General features: G+C 56.5%; 24 protein-coding genes. 10 read left to right on the forward strand and 14 right to left on the reverse strand.

Features of this window, described 5'->3' with window-relative positions; all coding sequences use genetic code 11:
- Positions 1–157: 157 nt before the first annotated feature.
- From QZ517_RS07225 to QZ517_RS07245, 5 genes are all read right to left on the reverse strand, one after another.
- Positions 158–1,522 carry a glutamine synthetase family protein gene (locus tag QZ517_RS07225; RefSeq protein ID WP_283425403.1) on the reverse strand — a complete coding sequence of 455 codons (1,365 nt, stop codon included), beginning with the start codon at positions 1,520–1,522 and terminating at the stop codon, positions 158–160.
- A gap of 83 nt (positions 1,523–1,605) precedes the next feature.
- Positions 1,606–2,634 carry a TRAP transporter substrate-binding protein gene (locus QZ517_RS07230; protein ID WP_294224346.1) on the reverse strand — a complete coding sequence of 343 codons (1,029 nt, stop codon included), beginning with the start codon at positions 2,632–2,634 and terminating at the stop codon, positions 1,606–1,608.
- Positions 2,635–2,688: 54 nt separating this feature from the next.
- Complete coding sequence (locus QZ517_RS07235; protein WP_294224350.1) at positions 2,689–4,011, reverse strand: TRAP transporter large permease subunit; 1,323 nt, start codon at positions 4,009–4,011, stop codon at positions 2,689–2,691.
- Positions 4,011–4,607, reverse strand: coding sequence for a TRAP transporter small permease subunit (locus QZ517_RS07240; protein ID WP_294224353.1), 597 nt, complete (start codon positions 4,605–4,607; stop codon positions 4,011–4,013). Before QZ517_RS07240 ends, QZ517_RS07235 begins: the two co-directional genes overlap by 1 nt.
- On the reverse strand, positions 4,607–5,362 hold the full coding sequence (locus QZ517_RS07245; RefSeq protein WP_294224356.1) for an N-formylglutamate amidohydrolase: 756 nt from the start codon (positions 5,360–5,362) through the stop codon (positions 4,607–4,609). Before QZ517_RS07245 ends, QZ517_RS07240 begins: the two co-directional genes overlap by 1 nt.
- A gap of 146 nt (positions 5,363–5,508) precedes the next feature.
- Between QZ517_RS07245 and QZ517_RS07250 the strand changes: the two genes are divergently transcribed.
- The gene (locus QZ517_RS07250) at positions 5,509–6,372 is read left to right on the forward strand and encodes a MurR/RpiR family transcriptional regulator (RefSeq protein ID WP_294224359.1); all 864 of its coding nucleotides are present in this window, start codon (positions 5,509–5,511) and stop codon (positions 6,370–6,372) included.
- A 284-nt stretch (positions 6,373–6,656) separates the two neighbouring features.
- Positions 6,657–7,736 (forward strand): response regulator, encoded by a 1,080-nt coding sequence (locus QZ517_RS07255; protein WP_294224363.1) that lies wholly within the window; start codon positions 6,657–6,659, stop codon positions 7,734–7,736.
- Positions 7,737–7,749: 13 nt separating this feature from the next.
- On the opposite strand, the gene QZ517_RS07260 is transcribed toward QZ517_RS07255, so the two are convergent.
- Positions 7,750–8,337 carry an acyl-homoserine-lactone synthase gene (locus tag QZ517_RS07260; RefSeq protein ID WP_294224365.1) on the reverse strand — a complete coding sequence of 196 codons (588 nt, stop codon included), beginning with the start codon at positions 8,335–8,337 and terminating at the stop codon, positions 7,750–7,752.
- Between the two features lie 709 nt (positions 8,338–9,046).
- Between QZ517_RS07260 and QZ517_RS07265 the strand changes: the two genes are divergently transcribed.
- From QZ517_RS07265 to QZ517_RS07275, 3 genes are all read left to right on the forward strand, one after another.
- Positions 9,047–9,268 (forward strand): hypothetical protein, encoded by a 222-nt coding sequence (locus QZ517_RS07265; protein WP_294224367.1) that lies wholly within the window; start codon positions 9,047–9,049, stop codon positions 9,266–9,268.
- A gap of 117 nt (positions 9,269–9,385) precedes the next feature.
- A complete protein-coding gene (locus QZ517_RS07270) occupies positions 9,386–10,852 on the forward strand; it encodes a HAMP domain-containing sensor histidine kinase (protein WP_294224370.1) in 1,467 nt (488 codons plus the stop codon).
- 11 nt (positions 10,853–10,863) lie between these two features.
- Positions 10,864–11,202 (forward strand): Hpt domain-containing protein, encoded by a 339-nt coding sequence (locus tag QZ517_RS07275; RefSeq protein ID WP_294224373.1) that lies wholly within the window; start codon positions 10,864–10,866, stop codon positions 11,200–11,202.
- A gap of 6 nt (positions 11,203–11,208) precedes the next feature.
- Here the strand turns inward: QZ517_RS07275 and QZ517_RS07280 are convergent, their stop codons facing one another.
- Positions 11,209–11,592, reverse strand: a complete 384-nt coding sequence (locus QZ517_RS07280) for a response regulator (protein ID WP_294224376.1) — start codon at positions 11,590–11,592, stop codon at positions 11,209–11,211.
- 185 nt (positions 11,593–11,777) lie between these two features.
- Here QZ517_RS07280 and QZ517_RS07285 point away from each other — a divergent pair, with 185 nt between their 5' ends.
- Positions 11,778–12,542: an enoyl-CoA hydratase-related protein gene (locus QZ517_RS07285; protein WP_294224379.1), complete on the forward strand. Its 765-nt coding sequence runs from the start codon at positions 11,778–11,780 to the stop codon at positions 12,540–12,542.
- Between the two features lie 35 nt (positions 12,543–12,577).
- Here QZ517_RS07285 and QZ517_RS07290 read toward each other — a convergent pair whose 3' ends face one another.
- From QZ517_RS07290 to QZ517_RS07300, 3 genes are all read right to left on the reverse strand, one after another.
- Entirely contained in the window at positions 12,578–14,818 is a 2,241-nt protein-coding gene (locus QZ517_RS07290) for a molybdopterin cofactor-binding domain-containing protein (protein WP_294224383.1), read from the reverse strand.
- 3 nt (positions 14,819–14,821) lie between these two features.
- Complete coding sequence (locus tag QZ517_RS07295) at positions 14,822–15,280, reverse strand: (2Fe-2S)-binding protein (RefSeq protein ID WP_294224387.1); 459 nt, start codon at positions 15,278–15,280, stop codon at positions 14,822–14,824.
- 149 nt (positions 15,281–15,429) lie between these two features.
- Complete coding sequence (locus QZ517_RS07300) at positions 15,430–16,389, reverse strand: hypothetical protein (RefSeq protein ID WP_294224390.1); 960 nt, start codon at positions 16,387–16,389, stop codon at positions 15,430–15,432.
- A 260-nt stretch (positions 16,390–16,649) separates the two neighbouring features.
- Here QZ517_RS07300 and gap point away from each other — a divergent pair, with 260 nt between their 5' ends.
- Positions 16,650–17,648: a type I glyceraldehyde-3-phosphate dehydrogenase gene (gap, locus tag QZ517_RS07305; protein ID WP_283425419.1), complete on the forward strand. Its 999-nt coding sequence runs from the start codon at positions 16,650–16,652 to the stop codon at positions 17,646–17,648.
- Between the two features lie 88 nt (positions 17,649–17,736).
- Entirely contained in the window at positions 17,737–17,880 is a 144-nt protein-coding gene (locus tag QZ517_RS07310; protein ID WP_294224393.1) for a hypothetical protein, read from the forward strand.
- 69 nt (positions 17,881–17,949) lie between these two features.
- On the opposite strand, the gene QZ517_RS07315 is transcribed toward QZ517_RS07310, so the two are convergent.
- On the reverse strand, positions 17,950–18,759 hold the full coding sequence (locus QZ517_RS07315) for an ABC transporter permease (protein ID WP_294224396.1): 810 nt from the start codon (positions 18,757–18,759) through the stop codon (positions 17,950–17,952).
- 173 nt (positions 18,760–18,932) lie between these two features.
- On the opposite strand from QZ517_RS07315, the gene QZ517_RS07320 reads away from it, so the two are divergent.
- Together QZ517_RS07320 and QZ517_RS07325 are read left to right on the forward strand one after the other, a co-directional pair.
- The gene (locus QZ517_RS07320) at positions 18,933–19,523 is read left to right on the forward strand and encodes a GcrA family cell cycle regulator (protein ID WP_294224399.1); all 591 of its coding nucleotides are present in this window, start codon (positions 18,933–18,935) and stop codon (positions 19,521–19,523) included.
- A gap of 136 nt (positions 19,524–19,659) precedes the next feature.
- Positions 19,660–20,379, forward strand: coding sequence for a hypothetical protein (locus tag QZ517_RS07325; RefSeq protein WP_294224402.1), 720 nt, complete (start codon positions 19,660–19,662; stop codon positions 20,377–20,379).
- Here the strand turns inward: QZ517_RS07325 and QZ517_RS07330 are convergent.
- From QZ517_RS07330 to QZ517_RS07340, 3 genes are all read right to left on the reverse strand, one after another.
- Complete coding sequence (locus QZ517_RS07330; RefSeq protein WP_294224405.1) at positions 20,376–21,164, reverse strand: prephenate dehydrogenase; 789 nt, start codon at positions 21,162–21,164, stop codon at positions 20,376–20,378. The two genes, QZ517_RS07325 and QZ517_RS07330, sit on opposite strands and share 4 nt — an antisense overlap.
- A 193-nt stretch (positions 21,165–21,357) precedes the next feature.
- Positions 21,358–22,560 carry a multidrug effflux MFS transporter gene (locus QZ517_RS07335; protein WP_294224408.1) on the reverse strand — a complete coding sequence of 401 codons (1,203 nt, stop codon included), beginning with the start codon at positions 22,558–22,560 and terminating at the stop codon, positions 21,358–21,360.
- Positions 22,557–24,503, reverse strand: coding sequence for an AsmA family protein (locus QZ517_RS07340; RefSeq protein ID WP_294224412.1), 1,947 nt, complete (start codon positions 24,501–24,503; stop codon positions 22,557–22,559). Before QZ517_RS07340 ends, QZ517_RS07335 begins: the two co-directional genes overlap by 4 nt.
- Positions 24,504–24,597 lie beyond the last annotated feature (94 nt).

Raw genomic sequence — 24,597 nt, forward strand, 5'->3', positions numbered from 1 at the left:
AGCACCGGGCGTTCCGCAAAGACCGATCCGTCGATCGGAGAAATACACGTCAACATGCCGCTCATGGCAACACTCCATCCAGAGGGGGCACGCGGCCCCGCTTTTCTTAGTTCACTAGCCTGCCGGTGGTGCGAGGGGCGTACCCCGCGCGCCGGTCTTAGGCCCGCTCAAATCCGCGGGCAATTTCCCAATCGGTCACAACCGCCTCAAAGGCTTCCTGCTCCCATTCTGCCATGCGCACATAGTGGTCAATCACATCGTCCCCCATGGCGTCGCGCAGCATCTTGGACCCACGTAGGGCTTCCGTGGCACCTTTCAACGTGGTCGGGATCTCTTCGTTGCTGTTTTCATAGGCATCCCCAGTCAGTGGCGCACCCGGATCACATTTTTCTTCAATGCCCTTGATACCCGCAGCCAACATCGCCGCAATCGCAAGATAGGGGTTCATGTCTGCCCCGGGCACCCGGCATTCAACCCGTACCGCCTTGCTGCCATCACCACACAGACGGAACGCCGCCGTACGATTGTCCACCGACCATACTTTGGCAGTGGGCGCAAAGCTGCCTTTTTGGAAGCGTTTATAGCTGTTCACATAAGGTGCTAGGAAAACGGTGATGTCGTCTGCGTATTTCAGCAACCCGCCGAGGTAGTGCCGAGCCAACTCAGACATGCCCAGCTCTGCCTCTGGATCGTAAAACGCTGGAACGCCGTCTTTGGTCCAGAGCGATTGATGCACGTGGCTTGCCGAGCCAACCTTGTCGTGACGCCACTTGGGCAAGAACGACACCGCGTGCCCCTGCTGCCAGCCAATTTCCTTGGCAGCATGTTTGGCCACGGTGTGATTTTCCGCCGCATCCATCGCGCTGCCATAGCGGATGTTAAGCTCTTCCTGCCCAGTTTCAGCCTCGCCTTTGGAGCCTTCAATCGGAATGCCTGATGCATAAAGCGTGTTGCGCATTGTGCGCATCACACCCTCTTCTTTGGTGGTCTGCAGGATGTGATAATCTTCATTATAGCGGCTGATCGGGGTCAAGTCGCGGTAACCGCTCTTGGCCAGTTCATCAAAGCTCTGCTCAAAGATAAAGAATTCAAGTTCGGTCGCAGACACAGCTTCAAAGCCCATCTCCGCCAACCGCGCAATCTGCTTCTTCAACATGCCCCGCGGGGAATGCGCAATGTCATGGTGTCCGTGGTGATCCATCACATCACAGATCACAAGTGCCGTGCCTTCCAACCAAGCCGCTTTGCGCAGCGTGGTGAGGTCCGGCTTCATCAGATAGTCGCCATATCCGGCAGACCAGCTGGTGGAAGCATAGCCTTCTACCGTGTGCATCTCCAGATCGGTGGCCAGCAAATAGTTGCAGCAATGGGTCTCTTCCCAGGCGCTGTCGACAAAATGCTGCGCCAAAAAACGCTTGCCCATCAAGCGGCCTTGCATATCCACAATGCAGGCCAAAACGGTGTCAATTTCGCCGCTGGCGCTCAGCGCGCCCAACTCTTCTAGGGTCAAATTGCCCGACATCTGATGCACTTTCTTTTGGTGTCACCGAAGCCCCAGCGATCAAACCGGGGCTTCGAATTTCTCATAATTAGGAGATCTAAGCCTTAGCGGTACGGACGGCCAGCCGCCTGCATGTCCGCGTTGTACTTTTTGAAGATCTCAACAACCTTGGCCTTGGTTGGGCTCTCAGCTGCAATCTCATCCCAGAACTTCACAGCCGCAGTTTCCACGGTTGCCCATTCATCATCAGGGATCGTGGTCAGCTGCATCTTGTCGCCATTCACACGCAGGTTGGCTTCGCCACCCCAATACCACCACTGACGGTAGTAGTGCGACTGGTCACAGCACACGCGGAACAGGGTTTGCAGATCTTCTGGCAACTCATTCCAACGGCCTTGGTTGGCAAAGAAGCTGCCCGCCCATGCGCCGGAGATGTTGTTGGTCAGGAAGTAGTTGGTCACGTCAGCCCAACCCACAGTGTAGTCTTCGGTGATGCCGGACCATGCGATGCCGTCCAGCTCGCCAGTCTGTACCGCCACTTCGATGTCTTCCCATGGTAGGGTCACTGGCACCACGCCAAACTGACTCAGGAAGCGGCCAGCAGTTGGGAACGTGAACACACGCTTGCCTTTAAGGTCGGCCAGCGAGTTGATTGGGTCTTTTGTGGCAAAGTGGCACGGATCCCAAGAGCCTGCGCTGATGTGCTTCACGCCAACCTTGGAGTACTCTTCGTCCCAAATCTCGTTCAGGCCGTACTGGTTGAACAGCACAGGCACGTCGAGGCTGTACCGTGAGCCAAACGGGAAGTAGCCGCCAAACACGGTGACTTCGGTTGGGGACGCCATGGAGTCATCATCGGACTGCACCGCATCAATTGTGCCCTTTTGCATGGCACGGAACAGCTCACCAGTTGGGACCAGCTGATCAGCATAAAACAGTTCAATCTGCATGCGGTCGCCCGCAATTTTGTTGAACATTTTGATCGCTGGATCAATCACATGTGCGGCCAATGATGGACCTGCATAGGTCTGCATACGCCACTTGATGGTGCTGGATGCCAGCGCCGGTGTCGCCAATGGTGCGGCCATTGCCCCAACACCAGCGGTCTGAAGAAACTTACGTCTAGTTGTCATCTCTTACTCTCCTTGTTGCGTGTGGCCCCGTTGTTGCGGCGCTCTTTAGTGTTTTTATTTTCCGTAAACATAGTTTGGCAGCCACAGTGCGATCTGCGGGAAGATCATGACCAACGCGAGGGCCACAAACATCACCCCAACAAAAGGCACGATGCTGCGATAGATGTCTTTTAGCGTGATCTCTTTGGGCGCCATGGCTCGCATGAGGAACAGGTTGTAGCCAAACGGCGGTGTCATATAGGCGATCTGTGTGGTGATCGTGTAGAGCACACCATACCAAATCAGATCAAAGCCCAGAACCTGCACCAGCGGCACATAAAGCGGCGCCACAATCACCAGCATGGCGGTGTCATCCAGAAAGGTGCCCATGATGATAAAGCTCAATTGCATCAGGATCAGGATCATCCACGGGTCCAGCCCCAACTGATCGGTGAACAGATTGTCGATGGCTTTCACCGCGCCCAGCCCATCAAACACCGCGCCAAACCCAAGCGCCGCCAAAATAATCCACATGAACATGCAGGATATGCCAAGCGTGCTGCGCACCGAGTTCTCAAACACAGTCCGGTTCATGCGCCCTTTGAGCACAGCTGCCACAAAAGCGGTGATGGCGCCAATCGCAGAGCTCTCCACCAGCGAGGTCCAGCCATTCACAAACGGGATCATCATGGTGGCAAAAATCACAATTGGCAGCAGGCCGGCGCGCAACAGACGCATCTTTTCAGCGCGGGTGATATTGCGGTCGGCTTCCGGCAACGCCGGGCCTAGTTCCGGCTGTATACGACAGCGGATCACCACATAGAGGATGAACATCGCGGCCATCATCAGCCCCGGAAACACCCCGGCAAGCCACAGCTGCCCCACTGGCTGGCGTGCAATCATCGCGTAAAGCACCAGCACAACCGACGGCGGCACCAGAATACCCAAACTTGATCCCGCCTGAATAACCCCCGTGACCATGCGTTTGTCGTAACCGCGTTTGAGCAGCTCCGGCAGCGCAATCGTGGCGCCAATTGCCATGCCAGCCACACTCAGACCGTTCATCGCCGACACCAGCACCATCAACAGAATGGTGCCAATGGCCAAACCACCTTGCACAGGCCCCATCCAGACGTGGAACATCTTGTAAAGGTCGTCGGCAATTTTGGACTCGCTGAGCACGTAGCCCATAAAAATGAACATCGGCAGCGTCAGCAGCGGATACCATTTCATCAGCTTCATCGCAGCCGAGAAGCCAATATCGGAGCCCCCTGTGCCCCACAGCAGCACCGCTGCCAGAACCCCAACAAAGCCGATGGCTCCAAAGACACGCTGCCCGGTCATGAGCATCAGCATCATGGTCGAGAACATCAGAATGGCGATCATTTCGTAAGACATTAGTAGTCCACTCCGCGGATGCGCGCGATATCTTTGAGAAGCTCAGAAATCGCCTGCAAGAGCATAAGAATAAAGCCAAAAACCATGATGAGTTTGATAGGCCAAAGAACGGGGCGCCAGGCCGTAGGGCTGCGCTCGATGTATCCAATGATCTCGCTTGCGGCCTCTTTGCCGCCGGTGATGTAGGCCATCACAAGATCTTTGTAGAAGGTGTATGGCTCCACGCCAAAATGCCCCAACGAGTACGCGCTCGAACCGACGGCGCCATGGATCAGGATCACCAAGTAAAATCCCAAGAAGAATACCGTCATCGCGTCGACAATGGCGCGTTGGCGCAAAGTCCACTCGCCGTAAAACAGGTCCATGCGCACGTTGGAGCCCATCTGCACAGAATACGGCCCGCCAAGCACGTAGTAGGCCACCATGGCAAACTGCGCCATTTCCAGCGTCCACATTGACGGCGTCAGGAAGGTCTTGGAGAAAGACGACCACAGCAGGATGCCCATCATGACAAAGATGCCATACATGACAAACCGCCCGACCTTGCGATTAAACCAGTCCACCCCGTGGATGTAGTAGCGAATGATATTTGGCATCACGCAATCTCCCCGGCTTGGCGCAGCTCCGCCATACCTTGAGCAATCGCTGCCTCTAGCGCACCCGTGACTGCTGCGGCCTTGGCATTATCCGCGAGCAAGTCGTTGCGCACTTCCAACATCACGTTGGGCAGCTTGTTGGGCAGAGCATAGGCTCTCAAGGAATGAGTCACACCGTGCTCGGGACCATATGGATCATTGCGGCGCGTGTTGAACGGGCCATCAGCCATGGCACGCAACATCTTATCCGCCAGCCGCGTATCTCGATCATGCAGAATGCCAACCTCTACCGCGCGCTGTTGGCCGTGATACACAGGCGTAAACGAGTGCACAGTCACAATCGCTTTGGGGTGCACCACCTCAATCACTTGCTGCACCGCCTCTTTGAACGGCTGATAGATCTGTGACACGCGGGCCTGACGATCTGTAGCGGACAAATCCACATTGCCGGGAATATCAAACACTTCACTTTTGGCTGGTACGGCATCCTGCGCCTCTGGTGGTCGGTTGCAGTCATACAGCAGGCGCGACACGCCGCCTGCCACAAGTGTACAATCAAACCGTTTGGCCAGCGCGCGTGTGAGAGTCAGCGCACCTGGATCCCAGGCCACATGACTGCGACGCACCTCTTCTGTAAGGCCCAGCTCTCCAAACTCTGTCGGAAAATTGCTGGACGCATGTTCGCATACAAACAGGATATCACAGGGCGCCACTGCGCCCTCAATCACCACTGCCTCTGAATCGTCTAGAGTCATGTTGTCCCTGTCGTGCCATTTTGCATTTGTGAACAAACTTCTTCAGAGTCACCCGTCCTGTCAATAATTATTCTGAAAATTTTTCTTCTCAGACGATTGCTTTGAAACTATGCTTACATTTGTAGCAGTTAGTAAGTGAGCCCTCCGTGAAAGACACCGCACAGGAAACCATAAACAAAATTTATGACAGTTTGACCCGCGCCGAGCGTCAGCTCGCTGGGGTGATTTTGGAGAACTACCCCATGTCCGGCATGGGCTCGATCACCCGACTCGCGGAGAAAGCATCGGTTTCGACGCCAACCGTGGCCCGCATGGTGCAAAAGCTGGGGTACTCAGGCTTCCCCGAGTTTCAGGAGGCACTGCGCCAAGAGGTTGAGGCGCGCTTCTCCAATCCAATTGCCAAGCATGAAAGCTGGGCACAAAGCGCTCCAGAAGCGCATATTCTCAACCGCTTTACCGATGCGGTGATGAGCAATATCCGCCAAACCCTGGCCAACATCGACCCCGCTCAATTTGACGCCCTCACCGGCCTTTTGGCGGATGAAAACCGCGCGCTCTATATCACCGGCGGCCGGATCACCCACGCGCTCAGCGAATATTTGCACCTGCACATGCAGGTCATCCGGGCCCGCGTACGTCACATCCGCTCCACGTCAAATGCCTGGCCGCACGACTTGCTGGATATCTGCGAAGGCGATGTGGTGCTGATCTATGACATCCGCCGCTATGAAAACTCCACGCTGCGGCTTGCAGAAATCGCCAAACGACGTGGTGCAAAAATCGCCTTGATCACCGATCAATGGCAAAGTCCCATCAGCCAGTATGCCGACGTCTCTCTTAAATGTCGGATTGAAGCCCCGTCAGCATGGGATTCCACTGTGGCCATGATGCTGTTGTCGGAAACTCTGATTGCCGCCGTGCAAGAAGCGCGCTGGGACCAAACCGAAAGCCGCATGCATGCGCTTGAAGACATGTTTGACCAAACCAAAATCTTCCGAAAGTTTGTCTGACAATTGCCTAGGCGCGGATGGGCTCAAGCACTCTCCTTAAGGGTGATCTCGACGTACCCACGCCGAATTCTCGCCGCATTCCCAACGCCATGGCTGGTTTTGGCCTTAATAACTTAGGTTAACAATATCTTAATTTTTCCCCTTGGCAGACCATTGTCGCCCCTTTCTCACCGCAATCTCCCAACATACTGGTCCACGTAAGACCGGCGCAAAGTGTCGGCATAGTGTGTGACAGAGCTAGGTTGGTTGAGGACATAGAAACAGCGCCAGAAAGGGCTGGGACAATGAAAATTTTGGCCGTTGATGACGATGAACACATCTGCGAACTGCTGTCCGAAGCGGTTGCAACCAAAACTGAGCACACCATTGTCACTGTGACCTCTGGCCCCGAGGCAATCCGCACAATCGCGAAAGCCAAAATCCCATTTGATTGCTTCCTTCTGGACGTCCAAATGCCAATTATGGACGGCATCACACTGGCCAAAAAAATTCGCAAAACCAAGCCTTACACTCGAACGCCCATTCTGATGCTGACAGCCATGTCACAAAAGAAATACGTCGATGCGGCATTTGAGGCGGGGGCAACCGACTACGTCACCAAACCGTTTGATTTCCTGGAGCTGTTCACCCGAATTTCAATCGCAGAACGTCAGATTGTGGAGCACAAGGAACTGATCAGCACCGTGTCCGAGATGGCGTCCCTTAAAAGAGACCTGATCTTCAACACGGCCCACAGCCTGGGTGAACCCATCGAACTCACTGGCGTGACGCAGCTTATTGGATGTATGGCTTTTGACGCACATGTTTTGGCCATGCCGCGCCGGCAGCGCATGCGCACGCGCGCATTCGGTGTTAAAATCAGCACCATCGAAAGTGCGTACAAGACACTCTCTGCGGTTGCCTTCCGGCACATGCTGACCGACATCGGCAGTGAATTGCTGTCGGTGATGGCGCACACCGACACGCAAGTCACCTACAAGGGTGCTGGTGTATTTGTCGGAACCCTGCCCCGCAGCGCAGGTTACTCCGGCGCCCGTTTGGAAGCTGAATTGAACAGCCGCCTCGACTATGTTCCCTCAACGCACATTGACGGGCTGCAAAATGCAGTTTGCTTTGGGGAAGCTGTGGAGCTGCGCACTCTCACTCGTGGTGGTGCCCTGCATGCGCTGCAAAAAGCCGTCACAAATGTGCACACTCGCGCACAAGCCCCACGCAGCAGTGGTACCGATCTGCGCAAAACCATGCGCCAGCATCCCGCAAGCGGGTTTCAGACAGAACAGGAGCGCCGCGCGTATGAATCGCTTCTGCACGACGCCCTGCATGAAGACAGCCAAACACCCCAATCGGCCGCGACATTTGGCTAACGTCAGGCGCACGCTAGTGGTGCGTGCGTGACAAATCCATACGCGCGACCTGGACGGGCGCGCCATCAACCAGCATCACCGGACCTGCAGCCTCTGCAAACAGACCCAACCGGCGTATCCACCGAGGCCAAATTGCCGGCACCAGACCAAGCACTTGTTTGGTCTCCATCTCTCGGGCAGTGTCGATCAACTTTTTCATCAGCCGCGTTTGCACTTCGGTGCGGTCCTCTGCGGGCACATCCCGCGCCACAAAAACACGGCTCGCATCCAGAATATTTGGATCGATTGGCGCTTCGTCATACAGCAGAGTGGTTGGAATCGACTCGAGCATGCCCTTTTGCGCATCTCGAATCATATAAGAATACATGCCGCACCGCGCGGTGGTTGGCGTCAGCCGCACCCCCGCCAGGACACGCTCTCCTTGATGAACCGCAATCCAGCTGGACGCGGGTGTGTCGTATTGGTCGTACTCCATGCCTGCCACTTCGGGCAGGTCCCAGTTGTTCTGCACTATGAAGGACTGTTTACGCGCCCTCAGCAGATTGACCATCAATTCGCCATGCTTGTGCATGTTCTCGAATGATAGAGTAGTCGTCAGCATTTCCCCAATTTCTCCGGATACTCATTGCCCCAGGTACCAAATGAACTCACTCACACAGTGACACGGCCATTCTGGCCCGCGCCGGATACACACCAAATTACTCTTCACCACACAAAACACGCACAGGAAGCCAAGGCCACCTGCCCACAATGCAGGCTCCCACGAACCATTTTACATCAACCGGAAAACCATACCTGGACCCCAAGCGCCTTCACCGACACAACCTAGCCGCGCACCAGCTCTTAGATCCAAATTCACGCTTAAATCGATTGAGACACAATTTTTAGCTAAACTCTACAAAAAATGTTTACCTTTCAGATTTTGTCGATTGTTTCCGCTCCTAGAACACAGTTTTTACACTTTTAAATGAATGTTATGCGAAAAATTTACTCTCTATCAACCAATTAAGGCGAAACCTTTATTAACGGCGGGAGTCGTTAACGAATAGCTTCGCGAAAATTCCCAGCCCCAAACACCAAAATGCCACCTTGTGACGCCAGGCTTGCACAGAACTGTCACGCGTCACGCTTGAAGGACACCAGGGATTGAGATGCAGCCATACTTCCTAAATTTTCACGTTAAAGGTGAAATCGCCCACACCTTGCTTCTGTCAGAACCAGAGCCTCGGCTTTTGATTGATATCTCGGCCAGGGCTGCAACCGATGCTGAGGCGCCGGGATTTCGCTATCCCCAGCGGGTCTGCTTTACTGTGACAAATAAGGACCTGATTGCCCGGTTCCGCGACACTGTGTCACCAGGCGACGTGATTGAGGCGACGGGTACTTTTGACCAAACCGGGTATGTGCCACACACGCGTGGTCACATCGACACCACGTTTGAGCTGCTGGATTTTGTGCGCAGCGAAGCCAGCGGCAAACTTGAACATGATGGGCGTGTGTTCCAACCCGACACAAATGCCCGTCCCAGCTAGGAAAATCGTTTTCCTGCCGAAACCCGACCATTTTTGAGCCACATTCTGCTGCTTTCTTAAACACAACAGCACCAGCTGCCATTGGTGCGCAAACCGAATACGTCCGGATGTCGCAGAATGCACATTGAACAAACGAACCGCTCCCGGTCAGACACGCCGATACTGCGCCGTATCGCCCGTCGTTTTCGGGTGGTGTTCCCCCGCCGCCAACCGCCGGTGGAACACTCCCGACGCCTTAAGCAACAAATGCATGATTTTGCCAGCGGCGGGGCCGCGTTGTTTTGGCAACGCCAAGGCATTTACGCCGGTGCCGGTTTTCTGTGTGGCTTTTACTTTTCCTGGCCGCTGGCCGCGCTGTGTTATCTCCTCATTCAAGTGGGCGACATCTTTGACAGCATTGTCTGTCACAGGGTTATCAACCGCACCGATCATTCGTTGCGGCACAGCCACAGGCTGCTGAAACTGCTCTTTACTTCAAATGCAATATCAGCGGTTTCCATTGCGACGTTCACTCTTTTGTTGGCCCGATTGGAAGGCCCGGGTGAACACTTCACCTCGCTGTTTTTCCTGTTTGCCGCAGGCCTTTTTGCGGCGGTGAACAATCATCAACTCAAGCAAGTGCTTGCCTTACGTCTGATCACCTACGGGGCGTTGTTCATCTACATCCCCGCGTCAGACATACTTGCGCATGGGGCACCGTTCACGTCCAAGTTGTGGCTACACTTCGCAACCTCCCTTTTTGTGCTGTATTTTGTCCTCGAATGTTCCACCATCTTTTTGCGCATGTACCAGCGCACACTGGATCAGATGGACGAGCTGCGCTCGGAGCGCGACAAGGCGCGTGAAAGCTATGAGATCAAGTCGCAGTTTGTCTCTGTGGTGAGCCACGAATTGCGCACCCCCCTCACGTCAATCACCGGCTCGCTGACTCTCATGCGTGAAACCAACTTGTCCAAAGATCCGGAGAAAGCCGACCGGATGCTCGACATCGCCTATAAAAACAGCAAACGCCTGAGCAAACTGATCAACGACCTGCTCGACATTCAAAAAATGGAAGCCCGCAAGATGGTTTACCACTTTGCACCGGTTGATCTCGGCCAACTGCTCAACGACGCCGCTCAGTCAATTACGCCTTATGCGGATCAATATGAAATTGTGGTGCGCACCGATCCGCCCCCCTTCCCGCTTACCATTCGCGCCGACCATGAGCGCATGATGCAAGTGCTGGACAACCTTTTGTCCAACGCTGTTAAGTTCTCTCATGAAGGCGGATATGTGGAACTCAGCGCCCGTCTGGTAGACGGCTGCGCAATGCTTGCGGTGCGTGACTATGGAGTTGGCATTCCAAATGGCGAGCGCCACCAAATCTTTGGCAAGTTCACCCAGGTCGACAACTCCGACTGTCGCAATTTTGAGGGCACGGGCCTCGGTCTCTCCATTGCTCGTCAGATCATCGAAGACCACGGTGCTTCAATCGATTTTGACAGCACTTTAGGCGAAGGCACCCGTTTTTACGCCATTTTTCCCCTGTGTGACACCGAAGACAACATCAGTATCGAATTGCCACAAGCGAGCGCGCCATAAAGGAGCCAACCATGTTTCCAGATGACCATCAGGACAAATTTGATCGCCTGCGCCGCCACTTCATGTCAGGCCTGCCGCAGCGAGAAGCTGAAATCGAAGAGTACACAGCAACACTCCTGGAACACGGCGCGGACCGCCCTGCTCTCGAAGGTCTGCACCTTGCGGCCCACAAACTGGCCGGTATCTGCGCAACCTACGGGTTGCACCAATTGGGTCACCTAGCGGAGAAAGCCGAAGCTCTCTTGGAACGCGGCACAGCTCACGAACCATGTGACGCCTCGATGCAGGACATTCTTGTTGCCACTGACATGCTGACTGAAGAACTCGGCAGCGTGATTGAAACTGCCTAAATGCGCTCAGCCAGCCTGAGCGACAATGGCCCTTAGTTGATCTGGTAGAGCCACTGGATCAAATGGTTTCTGGATGGCGCCGGCGGCACAGTCCGTGATATCAGAATGGTGCTTGGACGTAACATCCTTGGACGTCATGAAAATCGCAGGCACATCGGCCAACGCGTCTTGCCTTCGCAATTTGGCCAGCGTCTCCAATCCGCTCAGCCCTGGCATCATCACGTCCAGTAACAACAGATCCGGTGCAAACTTTGCGGCATTTTTGATCGCGTCTGTGCCATTGGCACATTGCATCACTTCAAAGCCGCCAAATTCAGCCAAGGCCAAATAGGTGATCTCGCGAATGTCCGCGTCGTCTTCGACGTGCAGTATTTTTCGGATTTCCGTCATTTTTTGCTCCCCTAACATCCCTATGAATTTGACCGTATAGTCAAGATGTATCAAAGGGAAGCACAAGCCCAATACTCGCCTGAAGGGTGAAAATTTGGTGACGTCGCGTGTCAGCTCTCTCCAGCCACTTGAGCCTGTGACCACAACGCCTAAGCTTGCTGAACAGATGGCCATTAGGAGACCCCATGTCGGACCAACCTCTTCTGTCAGAACGCATCGACAATGCGTTGGTGCTGACACTCAACGACCCCGCCCGTCTCAACCCGATCCGCGTGGCCACCCGCGAAGCTCTTTCCAAAGCCCTGGAGCAGGCCGAAGAAGACGCGTCCATCCGCGCCGTGATCTTGACCGGCGCGGGCGGCAACTTCTCCTCCGGTGGCGACATCGCGGCCATGGACGCCCCGGCCCGTCTCAAACGTATCAATTTTGAACACGTGAAACACATGGTGAACCAGATCACCGGCGGCTCTGTTCCGGTGATCGCAGCTGTGGAAGGTTGGGCCGCGGGTGCAGGCCTCGCCGTCGCCATGATGTGTGACACCGTGATCGCAGGCAACTCCGCCCGCTTCATGGCCGCCTTCCCCAAAATTGGCCTGATGCCGGACTACGGCTTGCTGGCCTCTTTGCCCGCTCGCGTCGGCCAATCCCGCGCCCGCCAGATCATGCTCTATGCCAAACCCGTCAGCGCAGAGTGGGCTGAAAGCATCGGCATGGTGGACGAGTTGGTTGAGGACGGCAAAGCGTTGGAAGCAGCACTTGCACTGGCCAAACATGTCGAAACGCTGGGGCCCGAGGCCCTACGCGCCATCAAGGCGTTTGACAGTGGCCGCATGGATCGCGCGATTGATTATGAGCGGGATTTGCAGCCGCTTCTTCTTGGCAGTGACAACGCCCAAGAAGGCCGCGCCGCGTTCTTTGAAAAACGCCCGCCAATCTTCAAACCCAGCTAAGCAAAAGGCCCGCCACTCCAGCGGGCCTTTTTTGTCTAGGCAAAATCGATGTGGTGATAGAGCGGCAATTCGCGAATGCGCTGCCCAGTGGCCGCAAAGATCGCGTTTGCCAAAGCTGGCGCCGCAGGAGGCACCGGCGGCTCGCCAATCCCCCGCACCTGATCGCCATTCTCCAGCCCACGCACCAAAATCTCGGGACATTGCTTCAGGCGCATACCCTCCGCATCCCAATAGTTGGCTTGCTGCGCCATGCCATCCGAATAGGTGATCTCGCTGTTCATGGCATGGCCCAGCGCAAAAATAACACCGCCTTGCACAAGGTTCTCGAAATTCACCGGATCAATCACCGTACCCACGTCGGCGGCCACCCAAACCTTGTCGATGGTGATGCCATCCTCAGTGTTGGTGACCTCAATCACTTCAGCGGTTGGCACGCCAAAGCTTTCAACAAAAGCCACACCGCGCCCCTGGTTTGGTCCCAGCGGGCTGCCCCAGTTGGACATCTCGCCAACGGTTTCCAGCACCTTGCGGCTCACGTCATGCTGCATCAGGCGGATACGCTCTTCCAACGGATCGGCCCCCGCCTCATGGATCAGCTCGTCCAGCAGGCTGTCAAAGAAGAACCCACCGGCCGAAGCCCCAACTGACCGCCAGCTTGAGACCGGTGCCAATTCCGGCACGCGATAGGCCCGCATGCGGAAGTTCTCCAACCCATAAGGGTTGTTCCAGGCCCCGGCCGCAATCTGCATGTCCGGCCCCGGCACATTCATCCCAGCACGACCCATTTGAGATCCAACCACCGATGGCATGGCCACCTGCAAATCGATCGCCGTGACTTTACCGTCTTTCACCGCACCACTGCCACGCGCCATGCCAATGTGGCGCGGGAAATCATGCGCAAAGTCTTCTTCGCGGCTGTAAGTGAGCTTAACCGGCGTGCCGCGCATCTGATTGGCGATCTCCGCCGCCAACTCGATATGTTTGAACTCCAACCGATGCCCAAAGCTGCCGCCCATAAAGTGGTTCACCAGATCAATCTGATCGGACGTATGCCCGGTGACCTTCGCGACCTGATCCTGCAACATGCGCGGGATCTGATGCCCGGTCCAAACCGTGACCTTGTCATCCTCAACCAACACCGTCGCGTTGAGTGGCTCCAACGGGGCATGCGCCACATATGGCACACGGTATGCCGCCTCCACCGCTGTGCCGCCCGCCATGGCAGCCGTCACATCCCCTTCATTGCGCCACTCTTTGTCGAGTTGCTCTTCAGTAAAAGAAGCTTCGATCGCGGTCCAATGGCCATCCTGCTCAGCAGGATACGGCGCGGCGCCCCAGTCAAAGTCAATCGCCTGCACCGCTTGAATGGCGCGCCAGGTGTTGTCAGCTACGACAGCGACCCCGCCACTGACATCCACAACTTTCTGCACGCCGCGCATGCCTTCGGCTGCGCTGGCGTCATAGCCATTCAGCGCCCCGCCCTGGCGTGGGTTACACATCACCGCCGCATGCACCATGCCGTCAATGTCGACGTCAATGCCATAGTCCAAAGTACCGGTGGATTTTGCCACCATATCAAGCCGTTGCATCGGCTTGCCAATCAAGCGCCATTCGGACGGCTTGCGCAGCGTGATCTCTGTCACCGGCTCGACCTTCGCAGCCTCGCCTGCCAAAGCGGTATAGGTCAACTCCGTGCCATCTGGCAGCTGCACCGCGCCATTGGCGGTCTTGAGCTGTGCGACCGGTACGCCACTCACATTGGAAGCCGCCAGTTTCAACGTTTCCCGCGCCACCGCGCCAGCCTCACGCAGCTTTTCATAACTGTCCGGCATAGCAGTGGAGCCACCGGTGATCTGCATGCCCAAAAGCTTGATCATGCCGCCCATGAAACTGCGGGTCGCCTCAGCTGTAAAGCTCTCATCCGTCGCCATAAACGGAGCACCATCCCCCGCCAGCGCGCGGTTCCAATACGCTTTGTCCGGCTTGCCAAAGTCGATCTCAAACTGACCAAACTCGACATCGAGTTCCTCGGCAATCAGTGCCGCCTGCGCATGCGCGACACCCTGCCCTTTGTCGCCATGCGGCGTGATCAGCGTGATTTTCTCACCATCGATCACCACCCAGGGGTTAAACGTGGAGGCCCCATCTGCCAGCCCGTCTTTCAACGGATTCTCAAACGGTGTGCGCACTTTGTAGACCCCAAAAGCCACACCACCCGCCACGGCAACGGCGCCAAAAAGGAACGTACGGCGCGCGATTTTTCCAACCTTGCCCATGCCTTACGCCTCCTGCATTTTGGTGGCCGCGGTTTTCACCGCAGCGCGAATGCGTGGATATGTGCCACAGCGGCACAGGTTGCCACTCATGGCTTCGTCAATCTCCGCATCTGACGGCATCTTGATCTCCGTGAGCAGTGATGCCGCCTGCATGATCTGTCCGGATTGGCAGTAGCCACATTGCGCCACTTGGTGCTCCACCCAGGCTTCCTGCACCGCGTGCAACGCCTCTGGCTGTCCCAATCCCTCAATGGTGGTCACCGCCCCGTCCACATCTGACACTGGCGACTGGCACGACCGCACCGCCACACCGTCAATATGCACGGTGCACGCGCCACAGGCCGCAACCCCGCAGCCGTATTTCACCCCCTTGATACCCAGTTCGTCCCGAAGCACCCACAGCAGTGGCATGTCCTCTTCGACATCCACCTCATGGGATTTTCCATCCACGATCAGTTGCATAAGCTGCCTCCCGTTCTTTGGCGCCATTTGCGTTGTTGAGGATAGGATAAACCCTCATACAAATACTCCACTCGCAGATCGCGCCAAAATCCATGCAAGTTACGCCAGCTCTTTGGCAAGAGGCCAATCCGCTACACCGTAGGGGGACGCTAGTGAAAAGTTTTGGTCACTCCAACACCCACCACAGTGGAGTTACTCCCTGGAAAGTAGGAAACGATGCGCGTCGCCGCCGACCCACCAAACCCATTTGTCGCAACCAAATCCAACGCCCACCCTTTACCGAGATTGGTCCGACCGCCAACCGTCCAGATCGCAACCTTCTCAAAGTTCCCGCTTGAGGCAATGGCGTTGGTTCCGCTGATCGGCACATTATAACTCCCGTAAAGCGAAAACAAAGGGGACGGCACATAGGTAAACCCGAGATTGGCGCCGACGATTGTCCCCGCACCAATTTTTGCGTCGATATAGCTGGGCATCACCGATATTCCGGGGGCCACGTGCAGATCCAAGTCAGATGAGGCGGACCAGGTGATCGGAATATGCGCCGAACCTGCCGGAACAAACTTGACGCCAATAATCTTCTTGGCTACCCGCTCAACCCACTTCAACCGGTCCAACGTCCCTGCGAAACCGATCTTCAAACGAGGACGGTCAACCAACTTATATTTGGCGCCCACCGAGTAACTCATCAAAGTGGTTTTACCGAAAAACTTGTTTGTTACTGTACCTGGCCCGTGCAAATGGGCGTTGCCGCCTGCTGATAATTCCAAGCGGTCGGTCACCCCCCATGCGATCCCAATCCGGCCAAACGTCAGGTTCTCGTCCAAACGCGGTACGCCGGTCCGCGGGTATAGAACACCGGCCCTCAAGGACACGGCTTTCTTGGGCAGTTGGTAGGCACTGCCTAGATGTAACTGACCGCCGTCGCGGTGAACATCAAATTCCAGTGTGCCTTTGGATTGTTGCGCTTGGCTTTCAGACATTCCACCGACCAGGTAGAGGCACGCCAGGGCGGCAAAGGCAAACCGTTTTGCAGTAGTGCCGGATGCGCGCTCCCGCGCAACTGCGCAATCAACATCCTGCCGCTGAATGGCTTTATCTTTTCGCATCTAAATGATTCCCCATGTCTTCTCCTCCCCCCCAAATCATGCATTTGTCACGCCCTGTTGGAGTAAGGCTGGCAAGAAATACCCTACTCCCAACTCAAATTCCAGCCGTTAGCGATACCGGCAGCGGAACCGATAGCGACACCGCCGAAGTTTAACGCTAACATCCTAATTTTTATCGGGTTTTCACCTTTCTAAAAGACATCTCCCCGTCTATAGCCAAGACCATATTTCCACCGTTCAGAGCAGGACAGGAGCTCTTCATGACTGTTACCGTCGGTATCAACGGATTTGGCCGCATTGGTCGTTCCACCCTCATGCACATTGCCGAAGAGGCCCGCGAGGACGTGCGCGTTGTCAAAATCAACGCCACTGGCCCGCTGGACACCGCAGCACACCTGATCCGCTATGACTCTGTACATGGTCGTTTCCGCAACGAAGTGATTGCTGGCAACGGCACCATGGATGTGGGCCAAGGCCCAATGCGCATGTATTCTACCTACGACATGGACGAGCTGGACTGGAGCGGCGTCGATGTTGTTCTGGAATGCACTGGCAACTTCAATGACGGTGAGAAGGCGAAAAAGCACCTGGAGCGTGGCGCCAAAAAAGTGCTGATCTCTGCTCCTGCCAAAAACGTGCAGAAAACCATCGTGTTTGGCGTGAACGACGCACAGCTCGAAGCCAACGACAACATGATCTCCAACGGCTCCTGCACCACCAACTGCCTCGCTCCGGTGGCCAAAGTTCTGAACAATGCGTTTGGCATCGAAGAAGGCATCATGACCACGATCCACGCATACACCGGCGACCAGCCAACGTTGGACCGTCGTCACAGTGATCTATACCGCGCCCGCGCCGCCGGCATGTCGATGATCCCAACCTCCACCGGTGCTGCCAAAGCATTGGGTGAAGTGTTGCCGGAACTCAAAGGCAAACTTGATGGCTCCGCGATCCGCGTGCCAACGCCAAACGTCTCCGCTGTGGACCTGACCTTCACCGCATCCAAAGACGTGACCATCGATGACGTAAACGCCGTTATGGCCGAAGCCGCTGCTGGCGAGATGAAAGGTGTGTTGGGCTACAACGACCTGCCGCTGGTTTCCGTGGACTTCAACCACACCACACAAAGCGCCACCTTTGCCGCTGACCAGACCAAAGTGCTGGGCAAGCGTCTGGTGCGTGTGCTGGCATGGTATGACAACGAGTGGGGCTTCTCTGCTCGCATGGCTGATGTTGCCGGGTTGATGGGCCGCATCTAAGCACCTTACAACTCACAATAACTTGCGCCCTCGGATGGGGTCGGGCATATCTGGTCCGACCACGACACATCCGGGGGCGCAGTGCGTCATGACCAATCAAATTGCCATTTTTCTATTTCTGTTTCTTGTGGCATTGCTTGGGATCGACGTGGTGTTCAACGACAGCGCGGTGTTCCTCCTGTTTGCCAAGAAGTTTTTTGAGCTGATCGAATGGATGGCGTTCTGGCGCTAAGCTCTGCGGTGGCGCCTTTGCCTTGCTCTAACCAACTCCCCGGACATTGTGTGTCAGAAAAAGACTGGCTCAGCTTTTCAGTCGGTAGCCTGTTTTGAGCATCGCATAGGCCACCGCAATTAGCACCGCTGTCACCGACGCAACCACCACCAACCCCAGCAGTGGCACACCATCAGACACACCAATCATGCCGTAACGCGCGCCATCAATCAGGTAAAAGATCGGGTTCACGCGCGTGAAGTTTTGCAAGCTCTCCGGCAGTGCTTCCACGGAATAAAATGTACCCGAGAGGAATGCCAACGGCGTCACAATAAAATTGGTGATCGCCGCCATCTGGTCAAATTTATTGGCAAAGATCCCGGCCACAATACCCACAGCCCCCATCATCGCTCCGCCCAACAACACAAACGTCAGGGCCCAGATGGGATGCGCCACACCCTGCCCCAAAACCAAGGCCAACGCGATAGTGATCGCCACCGCCACACAAAGCCCCCGCGCCACGGCACCGGCAAGGTAGCCCAACACCAACTCCATCGGAGACAGCGGTGGCATCAACGTATCCACAATATTGCCCTGCACCTTGGTAATCACAATAGACGACGACGTATTGGCAAAGGCGTTCTGGATCACCGTCATCATCATGATGCCCGGGATCAGGAAGGTCAGGAATGGCACCCCCATCACCGCACCACGGCTGGGCCCAATGGCGATGGAAAAAATCAACAGGAACAACCCGGCAGTGACCAGCGGCGCCAACAAGGTCTGGGTCCACACCGCCAGAAACCTCAGAACCTCGCGTTTGGCCAACGTACCAAGCCCCAACCAATTCACCCGGCCAAAGCGCCGCACACCCATTTCTGCTGCCTGATCCTGTGCCATCGTTGCCATTTTCCCCAAGTCGCTGTGGTTTTACCTCCCCAGTCCGGCAATTGCCGCGCACCGGAGTGATTCTTCGCCTTGTAACTCGGGCTGGGGTGATTAGAATAGGTGCCTGACCAAGAAATGCAGAGGCGGCCTTTGTTGAGGCCGCTTTTTAGCTGAGGAAGTGACGGATGTCCTGGACCGACGAGCGCGTAGAGCTGTTGAAAAAAATGTGGGGCGAAGGCCAATCGGCCAGCCAGATTGCCAAGGAACTGGGCGGGGTGACCCGCAATGCGGTGATTGGCAAGGTGCACCGTCTGGGTCTGTCCAACCGCGCCACCGGCGGCGCCAAGGCAGACGCCAAACCTAAAGCGGACGCCAAGCCAAAGGCGGCGGCCAAGCCCAAGGCACCGCCCAAAGTCAAAGCAGCGCCCAAAGCGGAGCCCAAGCCGGAACCCAAAACCGAGCCTGCTGTGGCGCCACGGACGGCAACGTCGCTGCGCAAGCAGATCATTCCTGCGGGCCAGCCGCTGCCGCCGCAGCCGTCCGCCAATGAAATCAGCCCGGAAGCCTTGGCCAAGGTCAACGAAGTTGAAAAGACCGCCAAGAAGCTGTCGTTGATGGAGTTGACAGAGCGCACTTGCAAATGGCCTGTGGGTGACCCGGCCACCGATGAATTCTGGTTCTGCGGCCTGCCGGTTCAAGCTGGTAAACCATACTGCGAAGCCCATGTTGGCGTGGCGTTCCAGCCAATGAGTGCCCGTCGCGACCGCAAACGCTAAGGGTAGTAGAACCCAATTGATTTTAGCCCCGACGTCGATTGCGTCGGGGCTTTTTTTGATGCCAATTCCCCGATAAACTACTGCAATAGACCGCCATAGCGATACCAACCCCGCCACCTTTAGGGCTCAAACCAGTATGTTTTCAATTTTTGAAATGGTGACGCTCACATTGATTGGCCTTGTGCACGTGGGGTCTGCGCCGTTTTATCATCATCGCCCATCCGCTTCGCGCTGGCTTCTGGACTTCTCCTCCGGTTTGGGGCTTGGCTATGCCTTTCTTTATCTGTTGCCCAAAATTGGTTACATGACAGTGGCCGTGTCCACACGTGTTCCGGATGCACACCCGCTGATCACCCAGCGATTGTATCTCTATATGATGCTTGGTTTTCTGGTGTACTATCTTGTGGATTTCAAAGGCAGCTCCGCCCGGCCCACCCGCGTAGGTCTTGTGGTCAACACCATCGGTTTCTCGATCTACAACGCACTGGTTGGCGGCACGATTGTGCATCTCAACCACAGCAACGCATTGGTGTACTTGGTCGCCGCGTTGGTATTCTGCCTGCACCTCTTTGGTGTGAATAGCTTTCTGATCCGCATGTATCCCAAGTATTTCGCCCGTTGGATGAAGTGGCTCTTCGTTTTGTCTGTTCTACTTGGGGCCATCGCTGGCGGATACACGGAAAAACACGGCCACTATGTTTCTGTGGCAACCGCTTTGGTTGGCGGCATCATCATCATCCTTTCGGTCCGGCTCAAGCTTCCCGCACGCGCGCGGGTCAACGTCCGATCCTTTCTGGCGGGCGTTGCAACTGCTGCAAGCGCCTCAGTTGTTTACAGTCTCTTGGGCGCCTTCTAAGCAGATCGCGCTGCCTCGCTTACCACCATTTGCGGCGCAAACTGCGCCTGCAATTCACTGGCCCGCGCAAAAAACGCTTCCCGCACCTCAGCCGCATAAGGATTGGCCACCTCAATCGCATGTAACACCGTGGGTGGGTCATCCTGCACCATGCCCACCGCCTCACGTAGCAAGTCAAAGCTCGCCGTGGTCATACGCTCCGGCAGCGGCCCCAAATCCGTGAGCACCTTACCAATCAAATGGGTCAGCCCCTGCACCATCGCCAGTTCCCGATCATGCTCTTCCGCAGTTGTGACGATAACTTCGAGCCCACGCGCCTTCAGGAACGCCGCCACCTTACGCCACAGCTCGCCGCGCTCTGGACACAGCGCAATCTTGCGCCCCGCCACGCCGTCTTTGGCGCTCTGAGGCCCAAACAGGGGGTGCGTGCCCAGGATCTCCACATGTGGCGGCAATAACTCTCGCATGTCGCGCATCGGCGCAACCTTCACCGACCCAACATCCAATACCAGTGTGCCCGGTCGCAAATGCGGCGCCAAAACCCGGCACACATGCGCCATCCGCGCCACCGGCACCGCCAAGATCACGATGTCACATTGCGCGACCTCGGCGAGCCCCTCCATCGGCACCCGCCGCCCATCCGGCAGGCTGGCCCGCGTGTAGCTGGGATCACAGATACGGATTGGACACTCGGCCCAAAGCTCCTGTGCAATCAAGCGGCCAAAGCCGCCAAACCCCACCAATCCAATGGTGGTCTGATTGTCTATTTGTTGTGTCTGTCCCATAGCGGACCTCGTTTGTGAGGCCACGTTTGCGGGGACTAGCTGTCTTGGAAGGTTTCTGTCTCTTCATCCCCGTCAAACGCAGCGGATGAAGATGCCAAAGACCCCGCCACTATGTGGTCAGGGTATAATACGTGCCAAAAAAGATGTTGTTCTTGGTCATGGGGCAAGTGATGGCATGGGCTAGCCTGCGCCGTCAACCCGCTTCCTCTGCCAGTGGTTCGACAACGTCGAGCCACCGCACGTACAGCGCGCACAGCAAAGAAGCTGCCACCACGGCCAGCATCATCGCCATCATCAGCACAGCACCGTTGTCCGGCGTTAACACCGCCCCGGTCAAACTAGTCAAGGCGGCCCCCATCGCGACGCTCATCGCGCCGGACAGGCCAGACGCACTGCCGGCAAGCTTAGGCCGCACCGACATGGCGCCGCTGTTTGTCGACGGCAGCGTTAACCCGTTGCCCATGCCGACAAAAATCACAGCCCCCACATAGGTCACCGGATGCACAAAACCCGTCAGAACAATCGCAAAGCCAACACATAGCCCCACAACCCGCCCGCCAATCATCAACTGCCAAAGCGGCAGCCGTTTTGCCAACCGCCCAGACAAAAACGAGCCCAAGGAAAACCCAACCGCAATAGCCCCCACCGTCATGCCGACTGTCGTAGGGCGTAGGCCAAAAACCGACACCCCAATCAAAACGATTCCGGTGATGTAGATATAAAACGCCCCCACCGACAGGCTGCTGCACATGGCATACCCCCAAAACCGACGCGACTTCAGCAACTCGGGATAGGTGGCAAACTGTTCCCCCATGGTCGCCGCGCGATTGGTGTTGGTCTCTCCCAAGTCGCGCCATGTCAACCAAAGCAACCCCGCTCCAATCAGTGCATAAACCGCAAAGTTCGACCGCCAGCCAAACGCTTCGTGCAGAAACCCGCCAATGGTTGGGCCTGTCATGGGGGCGATGGCCATCACCATCGAAATATAGCCCAACATGCTGGCCGCTTCTTTTGGCTCATGCATGTCGCGCACTACAGCTCGGCTCAACGCAATGCCAACCACACCCGCTGCCTGCAGCATCCGCCCGGAGAGAAAGCCCCCAATGTCCTGCGCCCAAAAGCACCAAATGGAACCGATTGTGAAAACGACCATCCCAGCCAACATTACAGGCCGTCGCCCATAGCGGTCCGACAAGGGCCCGATGATGACTTGCAACACAACCGTCACGGCCAAAAACGCGCCCATCGACAGGTTGGCCACCGCATAGTCCACACCAAATTCATCGGCGATAGCCGCCAGCGACGGCAAAAACATATTCAGGGACAAAACCGACATCGCTGTCAGCAAAATCAACGTGTTCAGATGTGGCGCTGCGCGCTGCTCAGCGTCGCTCAATTGCCGCCCAGCAGGTTCTGCAATCCACGCAGCGCCTCTTTCTCCAATTTGTCTTTGACCGCGTCTTCAGTCGATTGACCTTCCTGCTTTTCCAGCCCCAGCTCTTTTTCCAGTTTCTGCTTCGCTTCGTCCTCCACTGCTTTGATTTCCTTATCAAAGCTATGCTTCAACGCCTTTTCCAAATCCGGGACGATACTAGGATTGCTCCAGCTTCCGGTGATTTTCACCGGCACAATTAGGCTCGGCCCATCGGGCCCACGCAACTGCGGCGAAAACACATAATCAATGGTGCGTAGCCCCAGTCCAACAGTGCCTTTGCCCGTTGCGGCCAACTTTGACAGGCTCATCAACAGATCCTTGTTGGTCAGCACCCCGTCGGCAATGTCCCAACTCGCTACCATGCTGTTAAACACCGTGGTGCCACCGGTCACATCCCCGCGCAGCAGCTTGTCCAGATCCATGCCCGCGATCGTGCCACGCCCAATCTCAACACTGCCGTCACCGCTCATATTGTTCATCAACGCATCCAGTGACTCGCCTGAACTCAAAAACCGGCTCTCAAAATCCGCGTTGCCGGTGAACTTAACCAAATCCGCTGTTGCCGCCAAAAACGGCTGCAACGCAATCTGTGCCACTTTCAAATCCCCACGCATGGAGAACCCACTGCGGTTGTTGGCAACAAAGGTTCCGGTCACAGCCCCTTCATAGGCCTCCATCTCCTGGAGCGTCGCCACAGCCCGCGCGCGGTCAATCTCCACCGTCGCCCGGGTTTTGCCAAAAGTGATACCGTTCAAATCCATCGCTTCAGCCGCAAAACTTATGGTGCCGTCCACCAGCCCCAGCGAGCTGGCATCAATGTGCGCTTTGGACCAGCCCACCGGGGCGACGTCGTCATTTGCCGCACCGCCGCCTTCACCATCGTCCGATACAAACCGCAACGTCTGTGTCGCCACCTGCGCCGCCACTTTGGGCCGCACGCCGTTTAGGTTCACGTCCGCCTGTACTGACAGCTCATTGCCCAGCGCCGTCACCTGCCCGCCGCGCACAGACACCACGCCGTCGCGCGTCAGGGTCACATCCCCCTGCACAGCCAGTGGTCCTTCCAAACCGCCTGTACCCAGCGCCGCCAAAAACGCCGCCGCATCTGCTGCCGCCACATCCAGCTTGCCACTGGCCTCCGGCGCGATCCCGGCGCGTCCAGAAAAACGCGCTGTGCCGCCGCCGGCCTTCATGGCCAGTTCGACCGCAGAAACGCCACCGCCGACCATTTCCAGCGGCGCGGCAATCGTGGCATCCACCTTTACGGGCGCGCCAAACGGGCTGGCCTCAACGGTCACCTCTGCCGCCTGATCCACTCCAGGCCAGGCCATCTGCAGCGAAACGCCAGACAACTCCTGCCGCGCCCCGCCATGCTCGATATAGCGCACCTGCGCATTCGTGATCACCAAGCGTTCCAGCGCAAAACTCTCAAAACCTGTAGCCGTGTCAGGCGCAGACGTTGGCGCAGTCTCGCCACCGGACGACGCACCAGCGGTCTGCCCACCAGCCACAGCCGCGCCCCCACTCAAATCCCAGTTCACCCGGCCATCTGCGGTTTTCTCCAGCAACACATCCGGCGCCACCAACTCCACATTCTTCACCCGAATGTCCCCGCCAATCGCCGCCATCAGATCAACACCAATCACCGCCTTGTCCGCCGTGAACATCGGCCCGCGCTCCGACCAATCCGCATTGCCAAAGCTGACCTTCTCGGTGGTCACCCCCAACACCGGATACCAGCTGATGCCAACTTTGCCCTCAAACGTCAGCGTCCGCCCAGTCACCGCCTTGACCTGATCCGCCGCCAGCTTGGCAATTTTCTCCCCCGGCAACGCCACAATCAGCACCACCGCGCCAATTGCCAAAATCAAAACCGCTGCCACCAATCCCCGGATCACCTTCATCGGAGACCTCCTTTTACTGCCCAATCGGAGCCTAAGCGCCCACGAACACACACGCAATGCATCAAAGCCCCTTCCCCTTTGCCAAACCGCGCAC

Origin of the sequence: uncultured Shimia sp. (assembly GCF_913054185.1) — a bacterium.
Taxonomy (GTDB): domain Bacteria; phylum Pseudomonadota; class Alphaproteobacteria; order Rhodobacterales; family Rhodobacteraceae; genus Shimia.